This window comes from Bacillus mycoides (assembly GCF_001757995.1).
Classification (GTDB): Bacteria; Bacillota; Bacilli; order Bacillales; family Bacillaceae_G; genus Bacillus_A; species Bacillus_A mycoides_B.
This window is the reverse complement of sequence record NZ_LXLV01000023.1, coordinates 105,290-129,583: the sequence shown is the minus strand read 5'-3', so window position 1 is coordinate 129,583 and position 24,294 is coordinate 105,290. Positions and strand designations below refer to the sequence as shown.

The window sequence follows — 24,294 nt, the reverse complement described above, 5'->3', positions numbered from 1 at the left end:
AAACTCAATACAGATGCTCCTGAAGCATGTAAATCAATTTATATTTAATTCATTCTTTTTTGCTTTTTCTGTAGTAACGATAACAAAGCCGTTCAATAACAAACATTAGATATCATTTATGGAACTTCCTTACTGTACGGTAAAATCAAGTTTTTTAACATAGAAATTCCTTAGCGTGCGAAATTCGCATTTTGATGGTGATCCCATTCCCATCAGCTTAGAATGAAAACAAAGTGAACTTTCGTTTAAATAAACTAAAAAACCCTTAAAACACTTTTTCTCCTTAAAAATGAGCATGCCAAATAAAATTAGATAGGTATTATTTTCAAAAAAAGATAAACAAGTTATCAAGCATGTAGGCAACACCGAAGGAAGTTCATGAAAGACCTAACCTTAGCTTGATAGGCATGTGGCGATACCACATCAAGCTAAGAAAAGCTATTCCCCCCAAAACGCAAATTTTGTATTTATTATATCCCTGCATTCTTATTAAATAAAAATGAGAATGCAGGGATACTCGATTTGTAATATTACCGCAACAATCGTAGTGATTATTCCGAATATTAAAAATACCAATCTAATTCTAAGGTTATTTCCGTTTTTTTGATTGGATTTTGAGAAAGTTTAAGGTGAATTCTTTTAAACAATATAAAACAACGTGGGATAAACCAAATCCAAATACTGTATTCTACGCTCTATTTTTTTACTTTTCTAAAACAATTGCTACTATTTCATTAGCATATTTTTTAGAGTCAAATTCATCATAGTTACTTAGTACCGCAACAGACAAATATTTTTCTGGAAATCGCATGAAGTGTGAACGATAACCTGCCCAACCTCCTGAATGTTCCAAGTATCGACAGTTAAAACCTTCTGCAACTCTCAATCCAAAAGCATAATCTTCATTGTCAATAATCATTTCTCCAGTTGGAGAAATTTTCGGACCTATTTCGCTCATTCTTTTAACAAGGTCTTTTCCACCAACGGTACCTGTTGTTAAATTCTCTCCCCATTTTACCAGGTCTTCAACTGTTGTATGAACTGCCCCATCCCCTGTATGTTCCCAAGGGCTTTCATAGATTTTATATGTCCCTTGTTCATTCTTCGAATATCCGCTAGCAATTGATATAGTAGTTGGGTAGTAATCCACAATTGTTGTGGCCCTCATATTTAAAGGGTCAAAAATACGCTCCTTTTTAAACTGACGTAGAGACTTGCCACTTACTTTCTCTATCACTTGTGATAATAAAAAATATCCTGTATTGCTATACTCAAATTTTGTTCCAACTGGGAACCTTGCAATTTGATGATTTTTAAGGTGTTCTAGCGATTCTTCCACAGTTAATGTATCAGTATATTTAATATTTGCTGCTTCAGCCAATTCCATATAATCAACTATTCCGCCAGTGTGATGAATTAGTTGTCTCAATGTTATAGGTTCAGCATATGCTCCTATAGACGGAACAAACTTTACAATTGAATCATCTAAACTTAATTTCCCCTCTTGTTCTAAGAGCAATATAGAAAATGCTGTAAATTGTTTAGAAACTGAAGCAACATTAAAAATGTTTTTGGTATTTATTGGTAGATCCCCCTCTATAGAAGCTAAGCCAACTGCACCTTTATAAGTTATTCCGCTATCGAAACTAGCAATATATGCAAAGCCAGGAGCTTTTGATGAAAACTTTTTTAATAATTGTTTAATCGATGTATGCGTCTTTTCATTATATGTATTATTCACCTCAATCACATACCCTTCCCTTTAAATGATTAGAAATATATTAACCTGTTATCTTTCTCATATTGAATCCAATTGAACTCCGTATCGGATTATGAAATCCAGCAATAGGATGGCCATCTTAAGGCTGGTTGCGCAGACCTACTTGTATACTTCAGTTTTAGATTATCTTTTGCATCATTCTAATATAATTTTAATTTTAGAATTATATTACACATTTTACTTCAACTCAAAACGACATATTTTAATTTGACTACAATAAAGTACCCTCACACTAATTTCTTTAGTTTCTAAATTCTTCTCTTTATAGAGAACTTGAATTTAGTGAGTGCTATTATCCCCGACTTTACGGAAGTAACTCTTTCAATTCCAAAACCACTCATGGAAACGTAATAGATATTTTCGAAATGGGGTCAATAACATCTAAATCACAGATGTTATTGACCAAAATATCTATTTTACTTTCAGATTTAGGACCGATGTACTAGCGAATATGAAAACTATTTACCAGTCCTCTGTGAAGATAGGTCTTAATAAAATATTCATCTACCTTTTCCCGATTTCGGTTATAGTCTACAATTTTTATAGTCATCGACATCTTATTCCATAGTGTTTTACCTTTTCGATATAAAAATCCGAATACCCATTTTAAACAACTAAATTATATTAGACTATATTCACAAAAAAGCAGGGGGTTTCCAACTCTTTATTTTTCATTGTAGTTTCAAATGTAGTATTGGGTAGTGATGCCCTGCATTATCTGTAAGTTTCCCATTGACTTCAGCTAACTAGTTCAAGTGAGAGTGTCAAGAAAGTAATCCTGTATCTTTTGCCTTTTGTACGGCTTCTTCTCGATTTTTAACTCCTAGCTTCTCATAGAGATTGGAGGCATAATTTCTTACCGTTCCATTTGACAAGTAAAGTTTCGAAGCTATTGTTTTATAACGGCTTCCTTGTGATAATAGTTCCAAAATCTCTAATTCTCGTTTCGTTAATCCATACTCTTTTCCATCTGATCGTGATTCAAATGATCCTGTCTCTTCATTTTCTTCCCACATTCTATGGAACAAGTCATGATTAATCATCGTGCCTCCTCGATAGACTAGACGAATTGATTCAGCTAGTTCACGCGAATCTATGGACTTCAATAAATATCCATCCGCACCATTTCGTATGATTTCTTTTGCCCTTTCTGTATTCTGAAAGGTTGACAGAATGAGTACACGAATGTCCGGCCATTTTTCCTTAATCATTTTAGTCGCATGAATTCCATCCAAATTAGGCATCTCTAAATCCATTAATACTACATCTGGTTTTAGTCTTTCACACAATTCCATAGCCCGTTCTCCATCTTCAGCCATTCCCACTACTTGTAAATCCTCCTGTCCATCCAAAATTGTATGAAGACTTTCTCGAATAAATGAATGATCATCGACAATACACATGCGGATTTGTTCATTAGACAGTTGTACTTGTTTCGGTAAAACACATGAAATTAACGTCCCTTCCCCCTTTTTGGAATAAACAATGACTCTTCCTTGTGACTGACTCATACGCTCTTTCATTGCAGTTAATCCAAAGCCATCCTTCCACTCTTCTACCCCACAGCCATTATCCTGTACATCCAATCTTATCTGTTGTGGTTCAAAGTGAAGTGACACAATGATTTCTGTGGAATGCCCATGGCGAACAGCATTTGTTAGTGATTCCTGCAAGCTCCGATATAGTGTCATTTTTGATTGTTTGGAGGCCATATACTCTTCCCCTATTATTCGAGTACGTACATTTACTTTTGCATGTTTCTTAAATTCCTCTGTCAATTGTTGTAATGTGACAGCTAAGGGAAGCGATTCTTGTGATAAATCCAATTGATGTAAATACAGTCTTACTTCCTCCATACTGTTACGGGCCAATTGTAATAACAAATCGAGCTGTTGCTCTCCTTCTTTAGACTTTAATTCCATACGTAATGTTTCCATCCCCATAATAATTGAGGTATAGGAATGCCCCATCGTATCGTGTAAGTCTTTTGAGAGCCTATCACGTTCCTCGAGTAATGTAATCCGCTCAACTTGGGATACGTATTGTTCCAATACATGTTTCTGGTTCCGAATAGTTTCACTTTGACGGTAATTAGTAGCCAGTAAACGAAAGAAAGAGCCCATAGCAAAAGCTAAACTGATTTGTAGGATGATTCCCCATAAATCTGTTACTTTGGAAAATATCGCAATGAGCAATGGGAATAAAATAATTGTGATAGGACCCGACCAACGGTAAGATTTATGAGCACTATTTGCCGCAATCATAAAAGTTGGCATTAAAAAAGCAAGATATGCTGACGGAAATAATAAAGTTAAATAGAAACACACTCCGCCAAATAATATTATTTCAGTAAACAAATAATAGCGATAACTAAACATTAAACAAATCCAAGGTACTGAAAATGAAACTATTTCCCAAAGAATAATGATCCCAAGTGGTACTGTCAAATAATCTTGTTGTTGGATAGTCATCGATATCAATGATAGCCAAATAATAAAACGTATACAAAGTAAGGCCCAATCATACCAAAACCATATTTTCAAAGTATTAAACAAATTATCACTCCTTTATAGCTTTAAACATGGAACGCGTGTACATTCCAATAATTCGAACTAAGCCGTTTCCAATAAGATTATGTATCCAGATGAGAATGAAACCAACAATCATGACAAAAATTGCTGTCTCCCATGAATTCACAGCAATGCCCAATAAGTATATATTAAAATATCGAAAAAGTAAGGGTGTAACGATACATACTAGCGGCATTACATACAGTAAAACAGCACATATAAGACTTATTATTCCGATAAAAATTTTCTGCATGAGCCAAAAAATAGCTCTCCAGTTGCTATTATTAAGGATTGTATCTCTCGCTTTAATCCATTTATCTCCCTCCTCTTTTTTTCTTGGTTCGAATAACCATATTGATATATCTGTATAAACCTTTGTCTGAATACGTTCATACTGAACAAACGTGTGAGTTGTTTGTAGCACCCAAGCCAACAAGGGAATACCCAAAAAGATAATCGTCATTACTAATGCAAATGTAATGCTGACCAGATAGAAACAAAAGTAAAAGAATCCGGATACAAAGGTAAATAACAAGAAATAAAAATCTTGCAAAGTTTTTTGAACTGATGCTTTCGTCATTAAAATCTCTCCTCCTCTTTCATTGTTAATGCGTTAAAAGCTACTTTTTGATTCTAAGTATTTTTCTGTCACATACGGTAGTGTCAAAATGTCATGGTTTCTATGACATAACTATTAATACAGCCGTATCCCACTCAATTTTTGTTGTTCTTTATAAATATGACAAAAGTTCACTATCGACTATGACTCGCCGCTTGCTACACTCTTTTCATACGCTAACGAGCCGCTAACTCGTTGCGCTAACAAAAAAATTCCAACCAAATAAAGGAGCGTACAAAAATGAAACAAGCAATTAACAAATTGGGGATCGTTGCAATTCTTCTTTCTTCTTCAACCATGATTTCTGCGTGTTCCCAACAATCGTTAGAAGCAGGAAAATCAAAACCATCGGCATCCACGACTAATATCCAAATGACGAAAGGACCTAATAATAAAAAAGAAATAGAATCTTTTGCTGATCCGTTATTTGAAGAAAAAATGAAGAAGTACAATGTGAACGGTTCTAGTTTTGTCGTCGTTCATGATGGAAAAGTCGTTGTCAATAAAGGGTATGGATATGCCGATAAAGAAAAGAAAATCCCCGTCACTAAGGACACGGTCTTTCAAATTGGTTCCGTCTCGAAAACTTTTACTGCTTTGGCTGTGATGCAGCAAGTCGATAAAGGAAAGCTGAAACTTGATCAAGACGTACAAAAATACCTTGGTGGATTACAAATACCTAATAAAACAGGAAAACCCCTTACCTTGTTTGATATGCTCACTTATACCAGCGGGGTAGATTTTCCCGATCTCACAAATATAACCGGACCTGAATATATTAATGATAGTATACCAATGAAAGAATTTTTCTCTAAACATATGCCAACTGTGGTACGACCACCGGGTGAAGTTTATACGTATGACAACGTCTCATTTGCGCTCGCAGGGTTTGCAGTAGAGAATGTTACTAACAGCCCTTTCTCCAAATATATGGAAAATAATATTTTCAAACCATTAGATATGAAATCTACAAGTATGAGCTTTACGCCTGAACTTCTAGAAAGAATGGCTACACATTATGGTCCCACTGGCGAACCGATCCCAACAAGTGGGAGCGGTTTAAGGGATACACCACAAGGAGGCATTTTATCTACTGCAGAAGACATGTCAAAATACATGATTATGCAACTACAGAAAGGAAAGTTTAAAGACAAAGAAATTATAAGTAAAAAAAGCATAGATATGATGCATGCCTATCAAGTTTTTGATGATAAGACCAGCCCTGTTGCGACAATTGGATTTGAAACGCCTTTTAATAAATTTGCTAACGGTCAACACGTTGTAATGAAAGGGGGAAGTATGCCTGGACATCAATCACTGATGATTTTAGTGCCTGAACAAAAAACAGCATTCTTCATGTCTTATAATAATGATTCAATGATGAGTATAGACGTATATGAAGCTCTCATGGATCACTATTTCCCTGCTAAGAAGAATGAAGTAAAAACAAGTTATCTCCCGTTAGAGGAAAAAGAAGCTCATAAATACTTGGGCTTATTCCAAAATACGCGTTTCGCTGCAATTCGCACTCATTTTACTTATGAAAATGGGAATTTAGTCATGGAGGGTGGAATAACTGGAAAACAAGTTCTCAAAATGATTCATCCGTTGTTATTTGAAGATTCGGAAGGCAACAAAGTTGCTTTCAAAAAGAATTCAGCTGGAGAAATCACATATTTTCACTACGATTCTCCTAAAAGCCTTGATTTTGTAGCAGATGCCCAGAGAATTAACAACAAACCACCTTTTGATGACGTTCCACAAAAGAGTAACTATAGAAGTCACATTGATAATCTTCATGCCCTAAATATTATGGGTGCTAAAACAGGTAATCTATTCAATCCGATGGAAACCATGACACAAGGAGAGTTTGCGGATACGTTGTTACTTGCTCATGGATGGAACGGTTTTCCAGACGAATCAAAAGAGGCAAGGGAAAAAATTATGAATGGAATTCCAGAGTATAACCGTGCTACTCCGATTACCCGACAGTTCGCAGCAAACATGATTCAAAACGTAAAGCAAATTCAAGACTTGAAAACGATTCAACCTGACAAAGCTATTAAAGTTAAATTACTGGATGCCGCAGATGACTGGGCAGTCCAATCGATTCAGGCACTTGCCTCCCAAGGAATTCTAGACCCTGATACTTCCATTAATGCTGACGGATCCTTTATGTTCCGTCCGAAAGACCTGTTACTGCGTCAAGAAGCAAGTGCTTTGCTGGATTTAGCTTTTGGCTATTCTGCATTGCCTATTAAACGACAGTAGATATTTATCCTAATTTGAATCATAAAAAATTTGGATGCTAGTATCTTATCAGCATCCAGCTAAAATAAAATAAGAAATTTAACTTTATAAGATCTTTATGGAAACGGAAACGATTTGAAGCATAACCTGACACACTTGAAGTTTTTGCATTTAAAGAAGGAACCTATCAGGAAGTATGATAGGTTCCTTCTTTATTATATAAATAATATCAACTTTGATATAAGAGATTAATAATGCCAATCATCTGAGAAAAACATCAAATTTCCTACCTTAAATTGATTATAAAATTGTGAAACAAAACCAAATTACATTTTAATAAGCTTCTTTAGTATGCCTATTTTTCTATCAATTACTAGATATGAAACAAGATAAAAAAATAAACAGCAGAACTAGTCCACTGTTTACTTCGCCACGCCTTCATGTAATTTTTCTGTATAATCTTTTACATCCTTCCAACTATCTTTCGCTGTATTTAAATCTTCTTTTATAAACGTAAATTCTTCTGGACTCATTCCTTTTACGTTTTGTAGTAAATTATTATATTTTGCACCTACTGTATACCATTGATTCGATATGTTTTGCAATGCTGTAATTGCTGCATCAATTGTTTCTGTCATATTTGTTGTTTTATTTTTTACATCTGTCAAAATTGCGACTTCCGCTTGCGCTCCAGAAATTCTATCTTTTAAATTGGCTATTTCTCTTTCTGCATTTGCGATATCTTTTTTCGCAATCGCAATCATCGGTCCGCCAGCAAGACATGTTATTAATGCTACGCAAAGTACACCACCAGCGATAACCATATCATTACTCTTTTTAATCGAATCGTTATATGTATTTATTTGTTGCTCTAATGCTGGAATACCAGCATTCGTACTCGCCAAAATCGAGGTTAATTGGTTTGTATCTTCTTTAAAACTGTTTGTGTCTTTCGCCATTCTATCGCGAAATGCTTTTAAATTCCCTAATAAAATATCTACTTCATTTTGATTCTTTAAAATGTCCGCATACAACTTTTCTAAATCCGCTTTTAATTTACCGCTATCTTTTTGATCAATCGCTACTAGCATGCTATTATAGTACGCTTGAAAAGTATTATTGTAATTAATAATATTTTGATCCGTTTTCATAATTTGAGGCTTCATATTATTTAACCAATATGCCGCATTAATTTTTGCATCTCTTTGATGCTGAACCATATTTCCTTTAAACTCACTATTAATTGAACTTATTTTACTCAAATCAGTCTCTTGCTGATTTTGAATTAATTTTGCATATGAATCCATCGCAAATATGCTCGATGTCGTTTGCGCCATTACATCTTGGAATCCTGCTGGTCCGAGAGAATAATTTTTCGCATTTTCTTGTAGCACCTTTACGTTTTGTTCTGCTGCGAAAGGATGTAAAGGAAACGCATTACTCGTTGCCACTCCAGCAATCATTATCGTTAAAAGGCATTTTTTATAGAAATTATTACGCATACTTATCACCTATTCTTTTTATGAGGATATGAAACGTTAGAGGTAAAAGAACTCCTGCTCACTACTGAACAGGAGCTCTCTATTTTATGATAATCAATTATCTATACATAATGTTGTAAAAGTTTAGCCGCTATTATGCTTTTTTCGTATCTACTACTTTAATATCTTCAGCATAAATTTTTTCTGCATAGTCTTTAATGTTCTTCCAGCTATCTTTCGCAATGTTTAAATCTTCTTTAATGAAAACAAGGTCGTTTGGACTAATTGAATCTACATTTTGAAGTAAAGAATTGTATTTTGATCCCATTGTATACCATTGATTTGAAATGTTTTGCAACGCTGTAATTGCAGTATCAATTGTGTTTGTTAAATACTCAGTTTGCGTTTTAATGTTCGTTAGTCCTGCCACTTCTAATTGGGCAGTTGTAACTTGTCCTGTTATCTTTTGAATTTCTGCCTGTGCATTATCAAGCTCTTTCTTCGCTAATACGATTCCTGCTGTTCCACCACCTACTGCTGCTGTTCCACCTGCAATTAATGCGATTCCTAGCGGAGTTCCTGCTCCCGTAGCAATTACAACCGCACCACCGATAATTGCAATTGGGCCTAAAGCTGTCGCAACAGATGAACCGATAATAATTGCATTATATTTACTAATTGCTTCATTATACGTTGTAATTTGATTTTGTAAGAGCGGAATTCCAGCATCTTGACTAGCTAAGATAGATGTAATTTGATTTGCATCTCCCTTGAAATTTTGAGTATCTGTAGTCATTTTATTTCGGAATTTCTTCAAGTCTTCTACTAACTTATCTACTTGCGCTTTATTTTCATTAATACTACTTGATAATCTAGTTAGACCTTTCGTAAGAGTTGCTTTATCCTTTGCATCAACCGCAGCAACTAAAGTATCATAATAGTTTTGGAACTTCGTATTGTAGTTAATGATATTTTGATTCGTTGAAATAAGCTGTGGCTTCATTACATCTAACCATTGTTTCGCATTTCCTCTAGCTGTATCTTGATGCTGAATCACTTTTCCTTTTAAAGCTGCATCAACTGACGATACATTACCAAAGTTAACATTACCTTGTTTAATAATTGTTAAAGCGTACAGATCCATTACTAAAGCGTTTGAACCTGTTCTTTCCATTGCATCTTTCAGGCCTTCTGGTCCTAATGAGTATTCTTCATAGTCATTATAAACTTTTGCTACAGCATGAACTGGAGCTTGTTTTACTGTACTTTCAGCTGCATAAGTATGTGCTGGCATAATGTTCCCTGCTGCAAATACTGCCATAAGTGCTGATAGAGCCATTACTTTATAAGGTTTTTTCGTCATTTCTCTTCTCTCCCTATATCGTTAATTATTTTTCTGTTTAATGTACTTCAACGTTTGTAACGTAATCTTCAAATTGATTTGTTTGCTTATTCATTTCATCACTTACTTTTTTGAGTTGATTGAAATGTTTTTGAAGTAAACTACTGTCTGTATACGTGCCTTCTTCAATATTTGTTTGAATTTGGATCATATTATTATTTAAAACTTTCCAATCCGTTAATAACGTCTCTAAAGTTGTAATTTGACGATCAATTAGTTCTGTAAAGCTACTTACTTGATCTTCAACGAATGTAATTTGAGTCGCCTCTGATTCAGTTTGTGATAACTTTTGAATAAGTGGTAACAGCTCTTTTTGCTTTTGTTGAATACGAAGAGCTGCTTCCCTCGTTTGACTATCTGCAGCATTTACAATTTCATTACTTAAAGTACCGATAGATACAAAATCGATTGTTTTCGTTTGTGCAGTTTGATTTGTAATTGTAAATACTTGTTTACCGATATTAATAGAACCTTTAATAATTTCTTGAGGTCTATTCAAAATAATAGTTAGTTCAGCTTGAATTTCCCCTTGAATTCTTTTAATATCTTCTCTTAATTTCACAATATCCCCATTTGATCCTTGCAATGTTTTTATTGCTTCATCAGCTTTAATTGACAAGTTGTTACTATCTTTGTCTAATACCGTTTTAAATCGATTTAACTCTAATAAATCTTGCTCCATACTCTCTTGGATGCTTTGTACTTGCAATTGTAATTTTCCGTATGCGCTTGTAAAATCTGCTTTTGCCTGTTCATCTTCATTTACTTTTCCTGCTAGTTCATAGAGCTTACTATAATAGCTATTAAATCTAGTACTATATCTCATCATCTCTTGATTTAAGTCGATTAGCTTCGGATTATATTCATCAATCCACTCTCTTACATTCGCTTTTGCAAATTTTTGATGATTCGTCAAACTACTCATAGCGTTTACCTTAATATCTGGCTGTTGTAAAATAACTAATCCGTATGCTTGTATAAGCGGTGACTGTGATCCTAACATTCTAATTGAATTAGATAATGTATTTGGAGCAATTACATTTTGCGCATATACTGCTTTCACTTCTGTTTGCCCCCCCTTAGCGTAAGCGCTTACAGGAACGAAGCAACTCGTAGATACTGCTGTAACCAATAACCCTGTAATTAAAGTCTTTTTCACTTTAACTCCTCCTATGTATTAGCAACTATTACTATCGCATTTTATTATTCTATTTTCTTGCAATTGATTGGAGATGGTTAAAATAGAGAACATTCTCACCGTGATTCATGTACGAACCATCTCTCCTAACTTTTTCTACAGTACTTACTTATTGTTATAAAACATTTCATAACTTTTCATATATGCTTAGTATGAATAAGGTTGTATAAATTTTCTATCCCATTGCAATTTCCACATTCGTACAGTGAATATATTACATAAAAATATTATTCATTTTAAACTAATTCACGTATAAAAGTATGAAATTTCGTTTTGTTTTCAAGTAAATTTTGTACTGTAAGGTCATTTAAACACAGCTATTCATCTACCGTAAAGAAGTATTTTCATTCCCTTTATTTTCAAGCTCTCATGTCTTTATTCCAAAATAAAATCCACTTAACTTTCTCAATTAAAATATCCATATACTACAACAGAAAACACTACTTACTCATAATTAATAAAATTATACTAATATATCTTTTAGAACCGTATGCAATTATGCATAGTATACATACAAAAAGGATAACTTCACTTTTGTGAAGTTATCCTTAAAAAATTTCCTTACTTTTTCAAATGATATGGTACTGTCGTAATAACAACATTTCTTTTATAGAGTAAATACGCACGAATGAGTAAACTAGACTGATTATGAAGAATGTTATGCCAACCTTTTTTCGGAATAAACTGTGGTATAACGACCGTAACTCGGTAATTTGATTCACTCGCTTTATATTGCACTGTATCAATAAACTTTGTTAGCGGCTGAATAATACTTCTATAATGAGAATGTAATGTAACAAGCCTTACTTCAGGTTGCCACTTCTCCCATTTCTCTTCAAATTTCTTTTCCTCTTCTCTGTCAAAAGCAACATATACAGCGATAACTTGATCTGCTGAAAGAGCTTTAGCATAGTTCAATGAGTTTTCTACTACATGAGTCATACCAGCTACAGGAACGACAATTACATTCCCCTCTATCGGAACAATCCGTTCACAAGTTTTTAAACTTAATTGATCACCCACTGCATCATAATGTTTCTTAATGCGATGGAACAAGAAGATAATAGCAGGTAAGAAAATAAGGATCGACCAAACTTGTGCAAATTTAGTTAAAAAGAACATGCTCATTACGATAAAACTAATGACTGCACCAATTAAATTAACCGTTAATCTTAAAGCCCATCCTTCAGGTTTTTCACGAAGCCATTTTAATACCATTCCAGTTTGAGAAAGTGTAAACGGAATAAATACCCCTACCGCATATAGCGGAATTAAATGTTCTGTTCTCCCTTGGAAAGCTACAATTAAAATAATTGAAGAAATTCCAAGTATAATAATACCGTTTGAATAACCTAGACGGTCTCCTCTAATCGTAAACATTCTTGGTATGAATTTATCTTTCGCAAGGTTAACCGCTAATAATGGAAATGCAGAATAACCAGTGTTAGCAGCAAGAATCAATATTAAAGCTGTTGTACCTTGTATGAAATAGTACATGAAATTACGTCCAAATGTTTGTTCAGCAATTTGTGAAACAACTGTTACTTCTTTACTTGGAGTAATTCCGTAATAATAAGCTAAAAAAACAATTCCTGAAAATAAAACCGCAAGTAATGCACCCATTGCAAGCAATGTTTTTGCTGCATTATTAGGTGCAGGATCCTTAAAGTTTGGAATTGCATTAGAGATCGCTTCAACACCTGTTAAAGCAGAGCTTCCTGAAGCAAATGCTCTTAACAGTAAAAACAAACTAATTCCCGCAACTGGTGTTCCAATTGGCGCATGTAAAGTAGGTGAAACGTGCCCAGTTAAAATATTATATATTCCTACACCAATTAATATAAATAATGCTAAAACGAATAAATAAACCGGATATGCTAAAACGGAAGCTGATTCCGTTACGCCTCTTAAATTTAAGATGGTAATCAATATGACAAATATAATCGCAATGATTACATTATGTGCATGTAAGCTAGGAAAAGCAGATGTGAGCGCATCTGTACCTGCAGATACACTTACTGCAACAGTTAAAATATAATCGACTAATAAAGATCCACCAGCTATTAAGCCTGGATTCATCCCTAAGTTTTCTTTTGATACAACATATGCGCCCCCACCATGAGGGTAAGCAAAAATAATTTGACGATAAGATAAAATAAGAGCTGTCAATAATACTAATACCCCTACAGCTATCGGAATGGAATACCAATAAGCTATTGCTCCAAGTCCTGCTAAAGCAATTAATATTTGTTCTGGACCATATGCAACTGATGACAATGCGTCAGAAGACAAAATTGCTAGCGCCTTCGTTTTATTGAGCTTTTGCTCCCCTAACTCAGTTGATTTTAACGGTCTTCCAATTAAAAATCTTTTAATAGATGAAACCACTGCTGTCCACTCTCCAATAATTTTGTACGAACTTTTCTGCTAATTACAGCGGATAAACTATTTCTTCAGAAAACAAAAAATGTCTACAAGCCATAACGAAATAGACTTGTAGACATTATTTTTTTTGTCGCACAAGCTCCACCTTCCTTCTCAATATAACGCTTACGAGGTTAGCTGTCGGATTCGGGCCTTTGAGTAGCCCTACCTTTTTTCAAGGATTCACCCCATTGAATTATGCACTAATTCATTAAAACGGGTCCCCCGCACCATGCGGTTTCAGCGATTTAGAAAATTGAAACTGTGGATTATATTACTCCTTTATTTTTAAAAAGTAAATAAAAATTTTCATAAAATAACTCAAATTTTAAAAAGCTAAAAAAATTATGATGATTATGTATGATTCCAGAATAAATAATCATAATTAATAATATTACATCCATTTAGGAGGCTCATATGTCAAAGAAAAAGAAACCAATCTTATCAGATTCTTTTTTAGATGAAGTTAGAAAAGAAATCAACCATCTATACGGTAATATGGAAAAAGAACGAGATATTACACAAGAAAATAAAAGGAATCGATAATTGATTTGAACTAAGTTACAACATTAAAAAAGTCTGTTTTTACATAATGTAACTTAAAACAGACTTTTTTATTCTTAAACACCGATAAATCTATTGCGTATAAATTACAACAAGCATCCAAATGGCTAAAGCAGAAATAACTGCAAGTACTATACGAGTAGATAGTACACGTACTTCAAAATTTGTCTTTTTTGATGGTTCAGGATATGCAATAATATAGATTCCTTTTAAAAGTGATAACCACCCTATAAGTGTTACAAAGCCTTGCCAATTGAACTCCCATGCATTATGCAAAATAACTGTGCTTACGCCTAAGAAAATTGATAAAAATCCATACATAATTCCAGAACCTCTATCTTCCACAACTAGCCTTTTCAATTCGCGTAACACGGATGGCCGTATAAAAAGAATTCCGGATACAATTAATATAATCCAGCCCCAAAACAAACCTAAAAAAGTAATTATAGTCATGCTCTCCTCTCCTTTCCATCATATTTATATTTCAATAAACACCATTTTTAGAACTCACTTATTTATCTATGTATTAAGAGCAAACATCCAATTTCACCAAATGCTGTTTTTATTATTTTCCGATAGAAAACTCCCACCTCAAGGAATGGATAGGACATTGTCCAATGAGTAGGTGGGAGATGAATGGAGGTTAGGCAAAAGCCTAAAGGTTTTGCTTGCTGAAGAATCAGTATAAGGTATCAGTATTAGTTCGTTCCTATAGAAAGAAAATGCTGCATATCCGAAGCATCCTTACATCTACGGAATTGTTTCCATTGTAAAAGTTTCTTTCATTTGTATATTTTTTTGAATGGGACAGAGGATTTTTGACAAAAAAAAGAAACAATACGTGAGAAGTATTGTTTTTGCTATATTCTGATATCGTTTCCACACATATTATGAAAACGATTGTAAACAAGTAAAAATAGAAAGAAGTATAGAAAAAGCAATAATGCTTTCTCTATACTTCTTTCATTTCACTACTACAAATAAACTATACCAATTCTTTATTTAAAAACATTTCTTGATATACTTTTAAGTTTTGATATACTACTTCCAATAATGGAGTATCTATATGAAGTTGCTTTGCTAGTTCCAACAAGTATCCTTGCAAATGTTTCCCTTCAATGAACGAACCTTTTTCCATATCCCGCTGCATAGAGGACTTCATATCATAAGAAATTTTATCAATTGTTTTCATATGTTCCTCAACAATATTATCCTTAACTGGAGCCCCAAATGCCCTCATGATTTGCATGGATTCCTCAAATACATTTCGGATAAATTCACGTCCACCTTCACTTTCACGAATTGGTCCTATTGGCGCACGCATTAATGTGGTCACTCCTGACATTACAGTGATAAATAAATATTTGTGCCACATATCTTGTGTAATATTTTCACTTAATACAAAACTAGCTTTCGTACCCGCAAATACTTTCGAAATACGTTGCATTCTCTCTGCATCTTGAGGCTTAATTTCCCCAAATACAAGTCTGTTGGCAGCACTAGTTTGCACGACATCTCCTTCACTATTTAATGTCGTTTCAATAAAGCATAAACCACCAATTACCTTTTCTTCACCGAATTCCTTTTGTAATAGTGCTAAATGAGCGATACCATTTAATAATGGGATTATTACTGTATTCTCTCCTATAAATGGTTTCAAATCTGTTATTGCTTCATTTAGGTGATACGCTTTTGTTGAGAATAAAATTACATCAAATGGAGTGGTAATATCTTCTTTCGTTATTAGTTTCGGTTGAAATGAAAAATCACCGTTAATACTCCGGATAACAAGACCTTTTTCCTCTAATTGCTGTTTCCGTTTACTACGCACGAGAAAGGTTACATCTTCTCCCTTTTCTACTAATCGTCCGCCAAAAAATCCGCCAACGCCTCCAGCTCCTAATACTAAAATACGCATATTACATCCCCCTTTTTCCAAACACAATTATACTATTTTTAGTATACATAATATTATACATGTCCCCTAATGAATAAGCTGGATTTTCACTCTTACTTATATGAAAATTCAGTGGTTATTTTTTAGTAGATTGGGGCATGTTGTTTCTATAGCTTAAATTGAAAGGAAACTATGTGAATGGAGGCAATACAAACGATCGAAGAAAAATCTGTAACAACAGCTATTTTTCAATTTATTTTCCCATTTTCGTTCAAAAGTGGATATGAACAAAATATGTTCCCTTTCTTACAAAAAAACGATTTCCGGCCTTTTCGACTCGATCATCTCGAAGATGAAAATACATATTATGGACAGTTTAAAGTTTCACATCAAAACATGGAAGCATACTATCTTTCATTTACAAATAAAATTCTCTTTCCTCCTTCAGAGCATCAAAAAGGATTACAACGCTATTCTAAAGATCTTAATTTAAACGGACATTTAACAACAAATCTTATCTCCGTCCCGTTCACAGTGCACTCAATCGATGTAACATTATGCCCTTATGAACTTGGGTTTCTAACAATCCGAACAGAAGTTAACATTTCTCCTAATATGACATTATCAGAAGCAATAGAATTCGCTGCTCGCTTTCGCGTACTTGAAACGCGAAATGAAAAGGACGAAACCATTTGTATAGAATGTAACGGAATTAGGTATTCACAAGTTGAAAAGTTCATTTTTGGTTATTTATTTAACGGTTTAACGGACTTTTTTGAGAAGAAAAGAGTAAGAAGTTCATACTTTCAAACCTTCCCCTTTTTCGAAGACCAAAGAATGTACGTACAAACTTTATTATCCCTAAAAGAAAGTATGGAACTTAATGTAATTGATGTTTATCGTACTTCCAGTCTTTCTGGATTAACAAGTGATGGTAAACCGTATGTGAGCGCAAATAATCTTCCTTATATTCACGATTATTTAAAACAACATGCTTACCAACGATGGGCTCCTAATCGTTATTTCATAATGGAAGAACATATTTTTACATGTGTAACGAACGAAGATGAGAGTAAAATAACTAAACTTGCTAGTCAAATGTATGGGGAGTTTTATTACGCTTTATTATTAAACCTATTTCATAAAATTGTTTTATTAAAAATGGCAAACGCTTATGCTGAACTAAATATTGAACAAGATACAAATGAAATAGAGAAGTTAATCTACTCTATCAATTCGTTTACAGCTAATTATTTTTCCTTAGAGTTAGTATCTCAATCACAAAGTGAAGATATTTTCTTTCGTTTAAGAAAACTTTTCAACATTGAAATACTATACACGAACGCTAAACAAAATCTTGATAGTTTGTTTAAATATCAAGAAAATGTTGCCTCTAAAAAAGATAGCCTTTTATTATTAATTTTAACTCTCTACTCTGTAGTGGGCCAAATGTTAGGGTTTACTATGATTGACCTTTTAAAAAACACCGATTCGAATCATATAGCTTCACCCTTTGAGTATTTTGCTCTTTTAATAGCTAGTAGTGGCATAGTCATTTCACTTATTTTAGGTGTACAAGGTTTATACCAATGGGCTATACAACATAAAAATCGAAAAGCATGGGTAAAACAAACTGTATTATCTGCTGTGAAAGAGAAAGATGGTACAAAGTAAATAAAAAAACAGATGGCAGCATGATGCTACCATCTGTTTTCTATTATGCTTACTTCCCTGCTTCGATTTTTTCTAATGCAGCAGCTACTTGCTCTTCTGTTAATTCATGTTGCACTATATAACGATTACGTGGGTGTACACGACATTCATGAGAACATGCACGTAAATGTTTTGCTTCACTTTCTTCAGAACATAAAATTTTCTTGTTACATTCTGGATTTGCACAATTTACATAGCGCTCACATGGCTCTCCTGTAAAATGATCTTTACCAACGATAACATGTTCTTTTTGGTTTACTGGTACAGCAATACGCTCATCGAATACGTAACATTGACCATCCCAAAGTTCACCCTGTACCTCTGGGTCTTTTCCGTACGTTACAATTCCGCCGTGAAGCTGACTTACATCTTCATGGCCTTCTCGAACTAACCAACCAGAGAATTTCTCACAGCGAATTCCACCTGTACAGTACGTTAAAATCTTTTTACCTTCAAGTGTTTCTTTGTTTTCTCTAATCCAATCTGGTAATTCACGGAATGATTCAATATCTGGTTTGATCGCACCTTTAAAGTGTCCTAAATCAAACTCATAATCATTTCGTGCATCAATGATAACTGTATTTTCTTGTTTCATTGCCTCATAGAATTCTGTTGGTTCTAAATATTTCCCAGTCATTTCTTTTGGGTTAATGTCGTCTTCCAAACGAAGTGTAACTAACTCTGGGCGAGGACGTACGTGCATTTTCTTAAATGCATGCTCATCCGCCTCATCAATTTTAAAAACGATTCCAGTAAAACGTGGATCATTGTTCATTACTTCCATGTATTTCTCTGTTTGCTCAACAGTTCCAGAACAAGTTCCGTTAATTCCTTCTGTTGCTACAAGAATTCTTCCTTTTAACTCAAGTGAATTACAAAATTCTAAATGCTCTGCAGCAAATTCTTCTGGGTTTTCAATTGTTGTGTACATGTAATATAGTAATACTCTATATGGTTTTGTAATTGCCAATGTATTTCTACCACCTATCTAAATTTTAAAATCATGTATAAGTTAACGTTCATATCAAAACATATATAATAAGAAAATATATACAAAATTGTACTTAGCCTATTTTCTTCTATTTACAATTTTTTCTATAAGTTAACAGAAATAAAAACAAGATTACAGAACAAAACACTACGGTTAAGTTGTAATCCCAATATATTATATATCATACAATTTCATTTCCATCAATTAATATGCTGTAATATAGGCTGTATGTTCACATAAATTTCAAAAACAGCCCTTTAATTTATTATCTTCCCCCTTATTCAGCAGCCATAAACTCCCAAAATATTTTTACATCGTCACACCATTCTTTGCACGAAGTCATATAATTTGCATTAAGGAAACTTTTATGTTCAAATGAAATTGCCACATAATATATCTAAATGTATTGAAATAATGAGTAAGAATAAATACAATAATTTCATCAAGTTAAGATTTCAAAGGGGAATACTATTATGAATAAAGATATAACAAAAGATGAACAAGTCTCTTCTCAAAGTACAACAGTTCAATCAGCCCATTTAGCGTTAAGTGGACAAACAAAAGGCTTTAAAAGACTGTTACCATTCTTAGGACCTGCTTTTATCGCATCAGTTGCTTATATTGATCCTGGGAACTTCGCTACAAATATCGCGGCTGGGTCACAATATGGGTATTTATTGCTTTGGGTAATACTCGCTTCTAATTTAATGGCTGTATTAATTCAAACTTTATCAGCTAAATTAGGAATCGCTACTGGGAAAAATCTTCCTGAAGTAGCTCGCGCAAACTTCCCCAAACCAGTTTCCATTGGTTTATGGATACAAGGGGAACTCGTTATTATGGCTACAGATTTAGCTGAATTTATCGGGGCAGCACTTGGCTTATACTTACTATTTGGAATTCCGATGTTACCAGCTGCTTTAATTACAGCAGTTGGATCATTTATTATTCTTGAATTTCAACGCAGAGGCTTTCGTCCATTAGAAGCTATCATTACAGGGATGATTTTTATCGTTGTTATCGCTTTTGGTATCCAGGTCTTTTACGCAAAACCGGAATTAAGCCCTCTACTCTCAGGACTTTTCACTCCAAAATTCCAAGGTGTAGATAGCATCCTTTTAGCAGCTGGAATTTTAGGTGCGACAGTAATGCCGCACGCGATATATTTACACTCGGCCTTAACGCAGCGCCGTGTAGTCGGAACAAATGATGAGCAAAAGAAAAAGATTTTCCGCTTCGAATTCATCGACATTATTATTGCAATGGTTATCGCGGGAGCTATTAACGCAAGTATGCTAATTGTTGCCGCTGCACTATTCTTTAAAAATGGTCTACACGTTGAAGATCTAGATGTTGCTTTTAACCAATTCAGCAACTTAGTCGGCCCTGCATCCGCTGCTTTATTCGGAATCGGACTCTTATCAGCGGGATTATCTAGCTCTTCTGTCGGTACAATGTCGGGTGATATTATTATGCAAGGATTCATTCGAATGCATATTCCGTTATACTTACGCCGATTTATTACGATGATTCCACCGCTTGTTATTATCGCTTTAGGCGTAAATCCGACTTACGCTCTCGTAATGAGCCAAGTTGTATTATCATTCGGTATTGCTTTTGCATTAGTACCACTCATCATGTTTACAAGTAATAAAAAGATTATGGGCGCACTCGTTAACCATAACATTACAACATTCATCGCATGGTTAATCGCTGCTCTCGTTATCGTTTTAAATATTTTCTTGCTGTATCAAACATTTGTTGGTTAATGAAGAAGGGTATTCCAATTTTAATTTGGAATACCTTTTTTAACGAAATGATTCTCTTCTAATTTCCACTTATGTATGTACCTCTTTCTGGCATCGTCGCTCCTTTTTCAGTTCTAAAGTAAAGTGGTAATCCTTCTGTAAAAAACATACTCACCTTGGATGGATCCTGCCTTTGATGATGGATATGTAAATGTGGTTCACTTGAACTTCCTGAGTTACCGACTTGGGCAAGAACTTCCCCTTCATTTACATATTGTCCTTCTTTAACTTTAATTGACCCTTTCTTTAAGTGAGCGAGAATCAAAAATGTCCCTGTTTCATCTAACCTTAAATAAATATGATTCCCCGCCATTGACTGAAAATTATCCGATCCCGGAACTAAATCTTTTTCATCATTATTAATTGATACAACTGTCCCAGAAGCAGGTGCCATTATTTTCGCTCCATATATTCCATAATCCTCCAAATTACTACTTTTCACTTCTGCAGGTGGAATGAGAAGATCGTATGCCCATCGTTCATTTGGTTTTATAACGTGATAGTTCGTTTCTAATTGATTACCGCCCCATCCTACTAGCGCTCGTTCATTCAAGGGAAAACGAACGACTATTTTAGGACTCATAGACTGTACATCTGCTGGATAAGCAATTCCACCTATATTAGCAAACCACCCCACGGGCCAAGCTCCAATGAAAGAGAAAAGAACTGTTAAAAGTAGCGTTCTATCTATCCGCTTTCTAAAAATACCTTTCCAAACAAACATTACTACTGACTCTATTAAAATAAAAACTGAAATTAAGCTAAAAGCTTGTATACTCCACCAAATAAAGACTGATATAACACCATTAGCTAAATAAACTACACTCCAACTTATAATTAAAAAAGCAACTAAAATTGCTAACAAATATTTCTTCCACATATTGTACCCCTACTCTCATATCTTTGTTCTCCATGATACAAAGTAAAAATTACGACATATGAAAGAAATACTTACGACTTTCTTACATTTATGTATAATGCGGTAAAATCACAGTAAAAACCGTTTCTTTATTGTTACTACGTACAGTTATATCTCCTTTATGGAGCTGCGCTATACTTCTCGCAATTGCAAGTCCCATCCCTTTTCCACCCGTATGAGAGCTGCGTGATTTTTCAATACGATAAAACTTCTCAAAAACGTAAGGAAGGTTCTCTTTCGGAATGCATTGTCCAAAATTTTTAATTTCTACTTCAACATTCCTTTCTCTTTTGGAAATTCTAATTGAAATTTCTTTTCCATCTTTCCCGTACATAATGCTATTACTAATTACATTTTCAAATAGTCTCACTATAAGTGCTACATCAACTTTTACATGTAGCTCCTCATCACTTTTAATATAAAATTTCATATTGGCATTATCTAGTTGTGGTACAAAATCAATCATGATTTGTTCAATTAATGCTTTTATATTTACTACATTTTTATGTAATTCGATCTCTCTATAGTTTATTTGACAGTATTCTAATAAATCATCAACTTGATTTTTTAATTCATAGCTTTTTCGCTTTAATACACTTACATATTGTTCGCATTCTACTACATTTGAATGAAGCTTATTTTCTAGTAGGTCAACATAACCGATTAGAGATGTTACAGGTGTTCGTAAGTCATGAGAAATATTACTAATCATTTCATTTTTCATTTTCTGTGATTTTTTTTCATTCTCGATAGACTCTTTTAAACTTTTGGCCATTCTATTAACATTCGTCGCTAACTCACCAATCTCATCGTTTTTCGAAATAGGTATATGTATTTCTAAATTACCATTGCTTACTTCCTTCACGTTCTTATTAATTTCAGATAACCTTCTCATCATTGTTTTTGTCATGAATGCAAAGTATGTCGTAGTAAAAATCAAAAAAACTATAAAATATAAAAATGAATATTTTTCCTCTAACGCAGAAGCGTGACTATATATATTTCCAATCAAAATTTGAAACGCTATTATACTTACAGTTGCTAACAAGATGCTACATATGAATGCTATAAAAAACTTAGCCCTAATGCCTTGTAATGATTTAATCTTCAATTTTATATCCGACTCCCCAAACATTTTGAATAAACTTCGGTTCTTTTGGATTCTCTTCAATTTTATTTCTTAATCTTGCGATATGAACTATTACTGTATTATTACTTTCATAGGCCCTTTCTTTCCAAACGCTCTCATATATTTCTTCAATAGTGAACACACGATTCCTCGTAACTGCCATTAAGTACAAAATATCATATTCAGTTTTCGTAAGATTGATTGTTTCTCCATATAACATTACTGTTCTCGACACTTCATCTATTTCTAAACCTCTAATGTTTATCTTTTTTTCAATTACTTGGACATTATTTTGATTGAAATATGTATATCTTCTTAATTGAGCTTTCACCCTGGCTACAAATTCAATCGTGCTAAATGGCTTCACAATATAATCATCTGCCCCAGTGCTAAATCCAATTACTTTATCTACATCTGATGATTTAGCGCTTAAAAACATAATTGGTAAACTATGTTTCTCTCTAATTCTTCTACACAATTCTATCCCATCCATTTGCGGCATCATAATATCAAGGATAGCAAGTTGAATGCTGTTATTATTTATTATCTCTAATGCCTCTTTTCCGTTGTCAGCAGTGAAAACCGTAAAACCTTCTCGTATTAAATTCACATTAATAAATTGAATAATATCTTGATCATCATCTACAATTAAAATTGAGTTTTTCTCCATATCTAAACCTCTTTTTGAAATATATTCCACAATCAATTTTAACATAAATTAAAATCATCATTACACCTTGAATAATCTTTATTTTCAGATTAAATTATATAATAACAAATACATTCTAGTTTCATATGAACAGGAGTGAAGACATGTTTCCTATATTAAAAACTGAGCGACTTGTATTAAGAGAACTTACCGAAGAAGATGCACCGAGTATATTACATTGCTTTTCTAATACCGATGTCCTGCGCCATTATGGCCAAAAACCATTGCAAAATTTGGATCAAGTAAAACAAATCCTTAATAATTTCAAGTTGAGTTACAATGCAAGAAATGGTATAAAATGGGGAATCGAATTAAAAGATAAGAAAGAACTCATTGGCACAATTGGTTTTCACGATTGGTCTTCTGAGCATAAACGAGCAAATATAAGTTATGCCTTTCTCCCTGAACACTGGGGAAATGGCTATGCTACTGAAGCGGTTTCTGAAGTTATATCATATGGTTTCCACACGCTACATTTAAAACGAATCGGTGCAATTGTCTTTCTTGAAAACGAAGCGTCAAATAAAGTGCTTTTAAAATTAGGATTTGAAAAAGAAGGTGTTCTGAAAAATTATATGTATCAAGATGATATTCCATATGATACGAATTTTTATTCTTTATTAAAATCGGTTTAATAGAATTTATGTGTAAAAAACCCTTACTTTTAAAAGTAAGGGTTTTTTACAGACTGTGAAGAAAATCTTCTCCACAGCCTATTTTTGTGTCTGAACCTCTTTTCATGTGTCAACAGTGATAAAAAAGAGGAAAAGATCGCGCCCGTTTGTTGAAGATCTTAATTAGCAAATGATAATCTAAAATTCAAATGGGAACTTCGATTAA

18 protein-coding genes and 1 riboswitch are annotated in these 24,294 nt (G+C 33.7%); of the genes, 5 read left to right on the top strand and 13 right to left on the bottom strand.

Going from position 1 to position 24,294, the window contains the following annotated elements; translation table 11 throughout:
• Positions 1-703 precede the first annotated feature (703 nt).
• The 3 genes from BWGOE10_RS08825 to BWGOE10_RS08815 all read right to left on the bottom strand — a co-directional run bounded on the left by BWGOE10_RS08825 (position 704) and on the right by BWGOE10_RS08815 (position 4,930).
• Positions 704-1,741: a serine hydrolase domain-containing protein gene (locus tag BWGOE10_RS08825; RefSeq protein WP_070141951.1), complete on the bottom strand. Its 1,038-nt coding sequence runs from the start codon at positions 1,739-1,741 to the stop codon at positions 704-706.
• An 803-nt stretch (positions 1,742-2,544) separates the two neighbouring features.
• Entirely contained in the window at positions 2,545-4,335 is a 1,791-nt protein-coding gene (locus BWGOE10_RS08820) for a hybrid sensor histidine kinase/response regulator transcription factor (protein WP_070141761.1), read from the bottom strand.
• Positions 4,336-4,339: 4 nt separating this feature from the next.
• Positions 4,340-4,930 carry a sensor domain-containing protein gene (locus BWGOE10_RS08815; RefSeq protein ID WP_070141759.1) on the bottom strand — a complete coding sequence of 197 codons (591 nt, stop codon included), beginning with the start codon at positions 4,928-4,930 and terminating at the stop codon, positions 4,340-4,342.
• A 279-nt stretch (positions 4,931-5,209) separates the two neighbouring features.
• Between BWGOE10_RS08815 and BWGOE10_RS08810 the strand changes: the two genes are divergently transcribed.
• Positions 5,210-7,240, top strand: a complete 2,031-nt coding sequence (locus BWGOE10_RS08810) for a serine hydrolase (protein WP_070141757.1) — start codon at positions 5,210-5,212, stop codon at positions 7,238-7,240.
• 401 nt (positions 7,241-7,641) lie between these two features.
• Here the strand turns inward: BWGOE10_RS08810 and BWGOE10_RS08805 are convergent, their stop codons facing one another.
• The 4 genes from BWGOE10_RS08805 to BWGOE10_RS08790 all read right to left on the bottom strand — a co-directional run bounded on the left by BWGOE10_RS08805 (position 7,642) and on the right by BWGOE10_RS08790 (position 13,688).
• The gene (locus tag BWGOE10_RS08805) at positions 7,642-8,721 is read right to left on the bottom strand and encodes an HBL/NHE enterotoxin family protein (protein WP_070141755.1); all 1,080 of its coding nucleotides are present in this window, start codon (positions 8,719-8,721) and stop codon (positions 7,642-7,644) included.
• A 133-nt stretch (positions 8,722-8,854) separates the two neighbouring features.
• Positions 8,855-10,063, bottom strand: coding sequence for a non-hemolytic enterotoxin NHE subunit B (nheB, locus tag BWGOE10_RS08800; RefSeq protein WP_070141754.1), 1,209 nt, complete (start codon positions 10,061-10,063; stop codon positions 8,855-8,857).
• 37 nt (positions 10,064-10,100) lie between these two features.
• Positions 10,101-11,261, bottom strand: a complete 1,161-nt coding sequence (gene nheA, locus BWGOE10_RS08795) for a non-hemolytic enterotoxin NHE subunit A (RefSeq protein ID WP_070141752.1) — start codon at positions 11,259-11,261, stop codon at positions 10,101-10,103.
• A gap of 600 nt (positions 11,262-11,861) precedes the next feature.
• Complete coding sequence (locus BWGOE10_RS08790; protein ID WP_070141750.1) at positions 11,862-13,688, bottom strand: APC family permease; 1,827 nt, start codon at positions 13,686-13,688, stop codon at positions 11,862-11,864.
• A 144-nt stretch (positions 13,689-13,832) separates the two neighbouring features.
• Positions 13,833-13,980: riboswitch (cyclic di-AMP (ydaO/yuaA leader) on the bottom strand.
• 161 nt (positions 13,981-14,141) lie between these two features.
• Between BWGOE10_RS08790 and BWGOE10_RS33695 the strand changes: the two genes are divergently transcribed.
• Positions 14,142-14,270, top strand: coding sequence for a hypothetical protein (locus BWGOE10_RS33695; protein WP_255295617.1), 129 nt, complete (start codon positions 14,142-14,144; stop codon positions 14,268-14,270).
• A 90-nt stretch (positions 14,271-14,360) separates the two neighbouring features.
• On the opposite strand, the gene BWGOE10_RS08785 is transcribed toward BWGOE10_RS33695, so the two are convergent.
• Positions 14,361-14,741, bottom strand: coding sequence for a hypothetical protein (locus BWGOE10_RS08785; protein WP_070141748.1), 381 nt, complete (start codon positions 14,739-14,741; stop codon positions 14,361-14,363).
• Positions 14,742-15,273: 532 nt separating this feature from the next.
• Positions 15,274-16,206, bottom strand: coding sequence for a 2-dehydropantoate 2-reductase (gene panE / locus BWGOE10_RS08780; protein ID WP_070141746.1), 933 nt, complete (start codon positions 16,204-16,206; stop codon positions 15,274-15,276).
• Positions 16,207-16,383: 177 nt separating this feature from the next.
• Here panE and BWGOE10_RS08775 point away from each other — a divergent pair, with 177 nt between their 5' ends.
• Complete coding sequence (locus tag BWGOE10_RS08775) at positions 16,384-17,859, top strand: hypothetical protein (protein WP_070141744.1); 1,476 nt, start codon at positions 16,384-16,386, stop codon at positions 17,857-17,859.
• A gap of 49 nt (positions 17,860-17,908) precedes the next feature.
• On the opposite strand, the gene BWGOE10_RS08770 is transcribed toward BWGOE10_RS08775, so the two are convergent.
• Positions 17,909-18,868 (bottom strand): rhodanese-related sulfurtransferase, encoded by a 960-nt coding sequence (locus BWGOE10_RS08770; protein ID WP_070141742.1) that lies wholly within the window; start codon positions 18,866-18,868, stop codon positions 17,909-17,911.
• Between the two features lie 494 nt (positions 18,869-19,362).
• Here BWGOE10_RS08770 and BWGOE10_RS08765 point away from each other — a divergent pair, with 494 nt between their 5' ends.
• The gene (locus BWGOE10_RS08765) at positions 19,363-20,658 is read left to right on the top strand and encodes an Nramp family divalent metal transporter (RefSeq protein WP_070141740.1); all 1,296 of its coding nucleotides are present in this window, start codon (positions 19,363-19,365) and stop codon (positions 20,656-20,658) included.
• A gap of 58 nt (positions 20,659-20,716) precedes the next feature.
• Here BWGOE10_RS08765 and BWGOE10_RS08760 read toward each other — a convergent pair whose 3' ends face one another.
• The 3 genes from BWGOE10_RS08760 to BWGOE10_RS08750 all read right to left on the bottom strand — a co-directional run bounded on the left by BWGOE10_RS08760 (position 20,717) and on the right by BWGOE10_RS08750 (position 23,415).
• On the bottom strand, positions 20,717-21,577 hold the full coding sequence (locus BWGOE10_RS08760) for a M23 family metallopeptidase (protein ID WP_070141738.1): 861 nt from the start codon (positions 21,575-21,577) through the stop codon (positions 20,717-20,719).
• 88 nt (positions 21,578-21,665) lie between these two features.
• Complete coding sequence (locus BWGOE10_RS08755) at positions 21,666-22,751, bottom strand: sensor histidine kinase (protein ID WP_081338097.1); 1,086 nt, start codon at positions 22,749-22,751, stop codon at positions 21,666-21,668.
• Positions 22,717-23,415 (bottom strand): response regulator transcription factor, encoded by a 699-nt coding sequence (locus BWGOE10_RS08750; RefSeq protein ID WP_070141735.1) that lies wholly within the window; start codon positions 23,413-23,415, stop codon positions 22,717-22,719. The genes BWGOE10_RS08755 and BWGOE10_RS08750 overlap by 35 nt, the downstream gene beginning before the upstream one ends.
• A gap of 143 nt (positions 23,416-23,558) precedes the next feature.
• Here BWGOE10_RS08750 and BWGOE10_RS08745 point away from each other — a divergent pair, with 143 nt between their 5' ends.
• Positions 23,559-24,089, top strand: coding sequence for a GNAT family N-acetyltransferase (locus BWGOE10_RS08745; RefSeq protein ID WP_070141734.1), 531 nt, complete (start codon positions 23,559-23,561; stop codon positions 24,087-24,089).
• Positions 24,090-24,294: the final 205 nt, after the last annotated feature.

Excerpts from the sequence above, each read along its gene's own strand:
- BWGOE10_RS08815 (WP_070141759.1), bottom strand. The coding sequence starts at position 4,930 with ATGACGAAAGCATCAGTTCAAAAAACTTTGCAAGATTTTTATTTCTTG.
- BWGOE10_RS08810 (WP_070141757.1), top strand. The coding sequence starts at position 5,210 with ATGAAACAAGCAATTAACAAATTGGGGATCGTTGCAATTCTTCTTTCT.
- BWGOE10_RS08765 (WP_070141740.1), top strand. The coding sequence starts at position 19,363 with ATGAATAAAGATATAACAAAAGATGAACAAGTCTCTTCTCAAAGTACA.
- BWGOE10_RS08745 (WP_070141734.1), top strand. The coding sequence starts at position 23,559 with ATGTTTCCTATATTAAAAACTGAGCGACTTGTATTAAGAGAACTTACC.
- BWGOE10_RS08775 (WP_070141744.1), top strand. The coding sequence starts at position 16,384 with ATGGAGGCAATACAAACGATCGAAGAAAAATCTGTAACAACAGCTATT.
- panE (WP_070141746.1), bottom strand. The coding sequence starts at position 16,206 with ATGCGTATTTTAGTATTAGGAGCTGGAGGCGTTGGCGGATTTTTTGGC.
- BWGOE10_RS08805 (WP_070141755.1), bottom strand. The coding sequence starts at position 8,721 with ATGCGTAATAATTTCTATAAAAAATGCCTTTTAACGATAATGATTGCT.
- BWGOE10_RS08760 (WP_070141738.1), bottom strand. The coding sequence starts at position 21,577 with ATGTGGAAGAAATATTTGTTAGCAATTTTAGTTGCTTTTTTAATTATA.
- BWGOE10_RS33695 (WP_255295617.1), top strand. The coding sequence starts at position 14,142 with ATGTCAAAGAAAAAGAAACCAATCTTATCAGATTCTTTTTTAGATGAA.
- BWGOE10_RS08785 (WP_070141748.1), bottom strand. The coding sequence starts at position 14,741 with ATGACTATAATTACTTTTTTAGGTTTGTTTTGGGGCTGGATTATATTA.
- BWGOE10_RS08755 (WP_081338097.1), bottom strand. The coding sequence starts at position 22,751 with ATGTTTGGGGAGTCGGATATAAAATTGAAGATTAAATCATTACAAGGC.
- BWGOE10_RS08750 (WP_070141735.1), bottom strand. The coding sequence starts at position 23,415 with ATGGAGAAAAACTCAATTTTAATTGTAGATGATGATCAAGATATTATT.
- nheB (WP_070141754.1), bottom strand. The coding sequence starts at position 10,063 with ATGACGAAAAAACCTTATAAAGTAATGGCTCTATCAGCACTTATGGCA.